Source organism: Pseudomonas sp. SDO5271_S396 (assembly GCF_054071795.1).
In genome coordinates, this window is the sequence record NZ_JBSVWB010000025.1 from 81,301 (window position 1) to 88,864 (window position 7,564).

The 7,564-nt window shown below is 61.6% G+C and carries 6 protein-coding genes; 3 read left to right on the forward strand and 3 right to left on the reverse strand.

What is annotated here, in order from left to right; genetic code table 11:
- Positions 1 to 146: 146 nt before the first annotated feature.
- Both ACW9IN_RS17800 and ACW9IN_RS17805 read right to left on the reverse strand, forming a co-directional pair.
- The gene (locus ACW9IN_RS17800) at positions 147 to 1,436 is read right to left on the reverse strand and encodes a serine/threonine transporter (protein WP_457367117.1); all 1,290 of its coding nucleotides are present in this window, start codon (positions 1,434 to 1,436) and stop codon (positions 147 to 149) included.
- 61 nt (positions 1,437 to 1,497) lie between these two features.
- Entirely contained in the window at positions 1,498 to 2,874 is a 1,377-nt protein-coding gene (locus tag ACW9IN_RS17805) for an L-serine ammonia-lyase (RefSeq protein ID WP_457367118.1), read from the reverse strand.
- A gap of 137 nt (positions 2,875 to 3,011) precedes the next feature.
- Here ACW9IN_RS17805 and ACW9IN_RS17810 point away from each other — a divergent pair, with 137 nt between their 5' ends.
- The gene (locus ACW9IN_RS17810; RefSeq protein WP_457367119.1) at positions 3,012 to 3,956 is read left to right on the forward strand and encodes a LysR substrate-binding domain-containing protein; all 945 of its coding nucleotides are present in this window, start codon (positions 3,012 to 3,014) and stop codon (positions 3,954 to 3,956) included.
- A 214-nt stretch (positions 3,957 to 4,170) separates the two neighbouring features.
- Positions 4,171 to 4,581, forward strand: a complete 411-nt coding sequence (locus ACW9IN_RS17815) for an HPF/RaiA family ribosome-associated protein (protein ID WP_457367120.1) — start codon at positions 4,171 to 4,173, stop codon at positions 4,579 to 4,581.
- Between the two features lie 50 nt (positions 4,582 to 4,631).
- Here ACW9IN_RS17815 and ACW9IN_RS17820 read toward each other — a convergent pair whose 3' ends face one another.
- The gene (locus tag ACW9IN_RS17820; RefSeq protein WP_457367121.1) at positions 4,632 to 6,152 is read right to left on the reverse strand and encodes an MFS transporter; all 1,521 of its coding nucleotides are present in this window, start codon (positions 6,150 to 6,152) and stop codon (positions 4,632 to 4,634) included.
- Positions 6,153 to 6,256: 104 nt separating this feature from the next.
- Between ACW9IN_RS17820 and ACW9IN_RS17825 the strand changes: the two genes are divergently transcribed.
- Positions 6,257 to 7,126: a LysR family transcriptional regulator gene (locus ACW9IN_RS17825; RefSeq protein WP_457367122.1), complete on the forward strand. Its 870-nt coding sequence runs from the start codon at positions 6,257 to 6,259 to the stop codon at positions 7,124 to 7,126.
- The last annotated feature ends 438 nt before the right edge of the window (positions 7,127 to 7,564 follow it).

Here is a 7,564-nt window from a genome sequence, read left to right on the forward strand (position 1 = left end):
CAAGCGCTACAGCAAGGGCCGTGCCGCATACTCCTGTGGGAGCGGGCTTGCCCGCGATTACGGTGTATCAGACAGCAAATGCTTGTCTGAAAGATCGCTATCGCGGGCAAGCCCACTCTCACAGGGAAAATGCGTCATGTCCTATTTCAGGGCAACACGGAAAAAACGATCGCAGACAGCGCAATCAACCCGATCACCACCACAAACACATTCGACACCTGGCCCGAATACTGGCGCAGGGATGGCACGCGGCGGATCGCGTACATCGGCATCAGGAACAGCAGGCATGCGATGACCGGTCCGCCCAGGGTTTCGATCATGCCCAGGATGCTCGGGTTGAACGTGGCCACGGCCCAGCAGGTGAGCACCATGAACAGTGCGGTGCAGCGTTCCAGCCATTTCGACGACAGCGTGCGCTGGCGGCTGCGCAGGGATTTGACGATCAGACCCTGGAAGCCTTCGCTGGCTCCGATGTAGTGGCCGAGGAAGGATTTGGTAATGGCCACCAGCGCGATCAAGGGCGCGGCGTAGGCGATGACCGGCGTCTGGAAGTGGTTGGCCAGGTACGACAGGATCGAAATGTTCTGCGCCTTGGCGGCGGCCAGGTCAGCCGGCGATAGCGCCAGTACACAGCTGAAGCAGAAGAACATCACGGTCAGCACCATCATGCCGTGGGCGGTGGCGAGAATGCCGCTGCTTTTGCGTTCGGCCTGGGGGCCGTACACGCGTTTCTGATCGACCGCGAACGCGGAGATGATCGGCGAATGGTTGAACGAGAACACCATCACCGGGATCGCCAGCCACAAGGTCTTGAAGAACACCGGCAGCGGCATGCCCTCAGCGGCAGAGGCGAAGAACGCGCCATTCCAGTTGGGGATCAGGCTGAATGCCAGCAACAGCAGGGCGGCGACGAACGGGTATACCAGCACGCTCATGGCTTTGACGATCACCCCCTGGCCGCAGCGTACGATGGCCATCAGGCCGAGGATCAGCACCAGTGACAACACGGCGCGGGGCGGCGGTGTCATGTGCAGTTGGTGTTGCATGAAACTGCCCAGGGTGTTGGTCAAGGCCACGCTGTACACCAGCAGGATCGGGAAGATCGCAAAGAAGTAGAGCAGGGTGATCAGCTTGCCCGCGCCCACGCCGAAGTGCTCTTCGACCACTTCGGTGATATCGCCGGATTTGCCCGACAACACAAAGCGCGTCAGCCCACGGTGGGCGAAGAAGGTCATCGGAAAGGCCAGCAGCGCCAGGAGGATCAGCGGCCAGAAGCCACCGACGCCGGCGTTGATCGGCAGGAACAGGGTGCCGGCGCCAATGGCCGTGCCGTAGAGGCCGAGCATCCAGGTGGTGTCGTGTCGGGTCCAGCCGGACGTCACGGTGGTGGCGGTGGCAGCCGGATTTTCAGCTGCCGGTGTACGTACATCGGTCATCGATTATTGCCTCGTTATTATTTTTGCGCGGGCTCACGTTGGGGCGGTCAGGAAATGCTCCTCAGCATTCCACCCAGCTCACGGCCAGGCCGCCCCGTGAAGTTTCTTTGTACTTGTCATGCATGTCGGCGCCGGTATCGCGCATGGTGCGGATCACCCGGTCGAGGGAGATGAAGTGTTTGCCATCACCGCGCAGGGCCATCTGCGTGGCGTTGATTGCCTTGACGGCAGCGATGGCGTTGCGCTCGATGCACGGCACTTGCACCAGGCCGCCCACCGGGTCGCAGGTCAGGCCGAGGTTGTGTTCCAGGCCGATTTCGGCGGCGTTTTCCAGTTGCTCCGGGGTGGCTCCCAGCACGTCCGCCAGGCCGGCGGCGGCCATGGCGCAGGCCGAACCGACTTCGCCTTGGCAGCCGACTTCGGCGCCGGAGATCGAAGCGTTTTTCTTGCAGAGAATGCCGACTGCGGCAGCGGCCAGAAAAAAATTGACCACGTCGTCGTCAGACGCATCGCTGTTGAACTTCATGTAGTAGTGCAGCACCGCCGGAATGATCCCTGCCGCGCCATTGGTCGGCGCGGTGACCATGCGCCCGCCGGCCGCATTCTCTTCGTTGACGGCGAGGGCGAACAGGTTGACCCATTCCATGGCCGACAGGGTCGAGGTGATGACATTCGGCTTGCCGATTTCCAGCAGGCTGCGGTGCAATTTCGCCGCGCGCCGTGGCACATCCAGGCCACCCGGCAAGATGCCTTCATCGCGCAGGCCTTGTTCCACGCAGGCGCGCATTACCGACCAGATATGCAACAGGCCGCTGCGGATCTGTTCGTCGCTGCGCCACGCGCGCTCGTTGGCCATCATCAGCTCTGAAACCCGCAGGCCGTGCTTGTTGCAGAGGGTCAGCAGCTCGGCGGCGCTGGAAAAGTCATAAGGCAACTGCACGGTGCCGGACGGTGCAGCCCCAGACTCAGCCTCTGCGGCATCGATGATGAAACCGCCGCCCACCGAGTAATAGGTCTGTTCGCTCAACAGGCCGTTGTCGCCGTAGGCGTGCAGGGACATGGCGTTGGGATGGTAGGGCAGGCTCTCGTCCAGCAGCAGGAGGTCGCGCTGCCAGTTGAAGGCGATGTCCTGCCGACCGGCGAGCAATAGCCGACCGGATTCACGCAGTTGCTGAATGCGCGGATTGATCGAGGTGGGGTCGACCTGATCCGGCCATTCGCCCATCAGGCCCATGACACAGGCGCGATCGGTAGCGTGACCGACACCGGTGGCAGACAGTGAACCGTACAAACGCACTTCGACGCGGCGGGTTTCGCTGAGCAATTGTTGGTCGGTCAGGGCCTGGGCGAAGGTCGCCGCCGCCCGCATGGGGCCGACGGTATGGGAACTGGATGGACCAATGCCCACTTTGAATAGATCGAAAACACTGATAGCCATGCTAAAGCCTTACAAGCAATGGAGTAGAAATCGCTGCCATGTTTTGTAGGACGAGCGGAATTGGCGCGATACTGAGCCTCTGGAACGGCACTGACCAACGAATTATCCTAAGACACCCTTTAGCAGGACTAAACCCTATGACGCGGCCTCTCCATGGCCAGACGTATGTCTGGCTGCATGTTTTTTCCTGTGCGGCGCGGCATTTGTCGTTCACCCGCTGTGCCGAAGAACTGCACATCACCCCGGGGGCGGTGAGCCAGCAGATTCGTCAATTGGAGGAGCGTCTGGGGTTTCGTTTGTTTCATCGACGGGCCCGGGGCGTGGAGCTCAGCGCCGAAGGCCAGCGGCTGGCAAAAACAGTGGGGGAGGCCTATGGCAGTATCGACGCTGAATTGCAGCGCCTGGATGCTGGGATGATCAGCGGAACCTTGCGCTTGCGTTCGATCCCGTCGTTTCTCGGCAAGTGGCTGACCCCGCGCCTGCCGCGGTTGCAGCAACGTTTTCCGGATATTCAGTTGCGCATGGTGGCCGAAGACAGCAGCATCGCCCTGCATGAAGGCGACTTCGACCTGGCCATCGACCTCAACGACGGCAGTTACCCGGGCTTGTTATCCACAGCGCTGCTGGACGAGCAGATCTTTCCGGTGTGCGCGCCAAGCCTGCTGCGCGGGCGCCCACCGTTGCACGGGCCGGCCGACCTGGTGCACTTCCCGCTGCTGCACGACATCACCGCCTGGCGTGGGAGTTATGAGTACGCCGAGTGGGAGTTCTACCTGAATGCCATCGGCTGCCACGACGCCGATGTGCGGCGCGGGCACACCTTCAACCGCAACCACCTGACCATCGAGGCGGCCATCGCCGGCATGGGCGTGGCCATCGCTCGACGCACCCTGCTCAACGATGAGCTGGAGCGCGGCACCTTGATCGTCCCCTTTGGCCTTGCCGTGCCCAATCACAAGCGCTATGTGCTGCTCTACGCACCGGGCGCGCTGAGCCATCCGGGTGTGCGGGCGGTGCATGATTGGCTGGTGGAAGAAGCCGGGATTTTTCGCGAATTGCACCCCTTGGGAGAGGGGCAATGATGAGAAAGGCGGGCGTAAGAAGATGTAACTAACTCCCCACCCTACCAGCGTTTTTGCTTGTAGTCAGACTTAATTTGTAATGTGCGATTTATCTTTGCTAAGGGGTTGAATTGTTCTTCTGACTGCTCAATTGTGTAATCAAGAGGTCATGGTTTCACCACACCGGTGTTGCAGTTGTGACCTCCCGCGAGCTAGCTGAAATAAGGGAAGAACTATGCAAATCCAAGTCAATAGCGATAACCATATTGAAAGCAGCATCCGACTGGAGGAGTGGGTACGTACGACCATTGAGAGCACGCTCGAACGCTACGAAGAAGACCTGACCCGAGTGGAGGTCTACCTGCGGGATGAGAACGGTGACAAGCCGGGCCCCCATGATTTGAGTTGCCGCCTGGAAGCGCGGCCAAAAGGCCATCAACCGCTGTCGGTATTGCACAAGGCCGATACCCTGGAACAGGCGATCGACGGTGCGGCCACCAAGCTGGAACATGCGCTGGAGCATCTGTTCGGCAAACTGCAAGGCAAGCCCCGCGCTGCCGCGAAAAATCGCTCGGCCAACACCGTGAACGATGATGCGCTTGAAGAGGAATTTCTGGAAAACGAGAACGCGGCGCTGAATAGCTGACTGTTCTTTCTCTCCCCACGACGGGCCTGCGGATGCAGGCCCGTTTTCGTTTATCGGATAGGTCGGAAAAAATACCGGCTCAACAGCGCCAGCCCACATGCGCCCAGGCCAGCGAACAACATGGCCCAGCCGACGCCGTGACGCAGGGCGGACCGGGCTGCCGAGTCGGCCAGGCCCAGCGCGCTCAGGGCGTCCACCTTGCCCGCTGCAATAGTCTGGCTGATGCTCGACCAGTCTGCGGCGGTGTCGAGGGGCAGTAGTTCGGCGAGTCGATGACCAATGCCCAGCAACAACACCAGCCCCATCAACGCAATGTTCAATGCCAGGGTAATCAACCGTGCGCTGAGGTCGATGCCCGAGGCCATGCCCGCGCGATCAGCCGACACCGAACCCGTGGTGGTATTGGTGGTGGGCGAGTTGGTTAGGGCCAGGCCAATACCGGCGATCGCGCAACCGAGCAGCACCAGCCCGATACTCGGATGCTCGACGCTGTTGGCCGCAGCCATGGCGATAAAACCTGAGCCCATCAGGCCGAGGCCCATTGGGATGATGCGTTCGGCGCCGTAGTGCAAGGCGAGGCGTTCGGCCAGTGGAGGTACCAGCAACGTGGGCACTGTGTAGGCCAGCAGCGCGCCACCGGTGGTCAGGGTGTCGTAGCCCAGGCCCGCCTGGAAATAGAGCGGCAGGTAGATCATGAACGGCCAGAAACTGAAGTTCATGCCAATCGATCCCATCAACGCACCGTTGAAACGCGGCAGGCGGAACACCGAGAAATCGAACATCGGGTGCGCGCTGCGCTTTTCGATCACCAGGAAAAGCACCAGCGTGACCAGCGAAAACCCGGCCCAGCCCAGCATGGCTGGCGTGCCGAAGCCGCTTTCGGTGCCTTGGGTGATGAAGTAAACCAGGGCAAACACCGAGAGGGTCAGGGTGAGCATGCCGGCGATGTCCAGGCGCTTGTTTGCCGGGTCGCGGGACTCTTGCACGCTGATGCACAGCAATCCCAGTGTGACCAGGGTGAGCGGCACGTGCACGAGAAACACCCAGCGCCAATCCGCTACAGCGAGGATCGACGCGCCCACGATGGAACCGAAGCCCAGGCCCACGCCGGCGATCACACCCCAGATCGCAAAGGCTCGCGCACGTGCCGCCGGTTCGCGGAACAGGTGCGACAGAATGGCGAACTGGCAGATCATCATGGCTCCGCCACCCACGCCCTGAGCGAAACGCGCGGCGATCAAGGTGGCGGCATCCTCCGCCAGTCCGCAAGCCAGAGAAGCCAGGCCAAACAACCACAGGCACAACACCAGGATGCGCCGACGTCCGAAGCGGTCGGCCAGCGTGCCTGCCGCCATCAGCACGCTGGTGCAGGCCAGGGTGTAGGCGTTCATGATCCATTGAGCGTCCTGGAAGCCCGTGCCCAGTTGCTGTTCAAGGGTGGGCAGGATGACCGGCACGCTGGAGATTTCCAGGCCGAACATCAGGGGCACCAGGCACACGGCGGTGAGGGCGAGGCCATTTCGTTGGGTATGTGGAGGGCTGAGGGCCGACACGGTGGCGGTGGATGGCATGACATTCTCCTGAAGGTGGGGATCGGATTATTTTCAGGGGAATCCAGTTCTTTATTCGTGATAAGTTTTCCGTTGATAAGGGAATAAAGAGCGACAATTGACACATGGCCATTCCACGTTTCGACGGCATTGAACTGTTCCTCCAGGTGGTCGAAAGCGGCAACCTGACGCAAGCTGCCGAACGCCTGAACCTCACACGCTCAGCTGTGGGCAAAGGCCTGGCGCGACTGGAAGCGCGCCTGGGCACACGTCTGCTGCAACGCTCCACGCGGCGTCAGCGTCTGACCGAAGATGGGCAGGCGTACTACGAGCACTGTCTGCGGGCGCTGGCTGAGTTGGAGGCCGCCGAGTCAGTGCTGGACAGTGGCCGACAACAGCCACGCGGACGCTTGCGCGCCAGCGTGCCGCTGATTTTCGGGCATCACTATGCGGCGCCTGCATTGTGGGGGTTGATGGAGCGTTATCCGGCGCTGGAAATCGAGATTTGCTTCTCGGACCGCATGACAGACCTGGCACAGGAAGGCTTCGATATTGCCGTGCGCATTGGCACTTTGCCTGACACGGACCGCTTGAGCGCCCGCCGCCTGGGCGAGCAGTCGGTGGGGCTGGCCGCGTCACCGGCGTACCTGCAACGAGTGGGGCGTATCGAATCTCTCGCGGACCTCGCCGGGCATCGTGGGATTGCCTACCGCGCCGTTGCGCAGCGTTCGCGGCTGAGCTCTCCGCTAATCCTGGACGACCTCCAGGCCGTGGCCGACGCCGCCATCGCGGGGGTGGGCCTGGCCTGGTTGCCAAGCTGGCTGATTGCTCACTACGTATTGCGCGGGCAACTGGAAGCTGTGCTGCCGAACCATCGCAACCAGCCTTCGCCGATCCATGTGGTCTGGCCCGCAGCACCGCACATGCCTGCCAAGGTTCGCTGCGCAATCGATGCATTGGTTGCGGGCACCCCCAGTTGCCTGGCGGGTAGTTAAACCCGCTCCTCGACAAGGCCGGCTTCTCACATTGGATCTCTATTGTTGGCGAGAAAGCGCCCGGCCCTGCTGACAGAATTTTTTCAGCCACTGCCAATCCCCTGTAGGAGTTGTCGAGCCCCGGCGAGGCTACGAAAGCAGGGGGGGGGCAGGCAGCATCTCTGTCGGCTGCGCCGGCGCTATCGCAGGCAAGCCAGCTCCCACAGGGAAACTCTGTTGTTGGCGAGAAAGTGCTCGGCGCGATGGCCCTGTTGGCAGAGTTTTTCCAACCGCTGCAAGTCCCCTGTGGGAGTTGTCGAGCCCCGGCGAGGCTACGAAAGCGGGGGGGCAGGCAGCATCTCTGTCGGCTGCGCCGGCGCTATCGCAGCGATGCGGCGATCCGACAAGCCAGCTCCCACAGGGAAACTCTGTTGTTGGCGAGAAAGTGCTCGGCGCGAT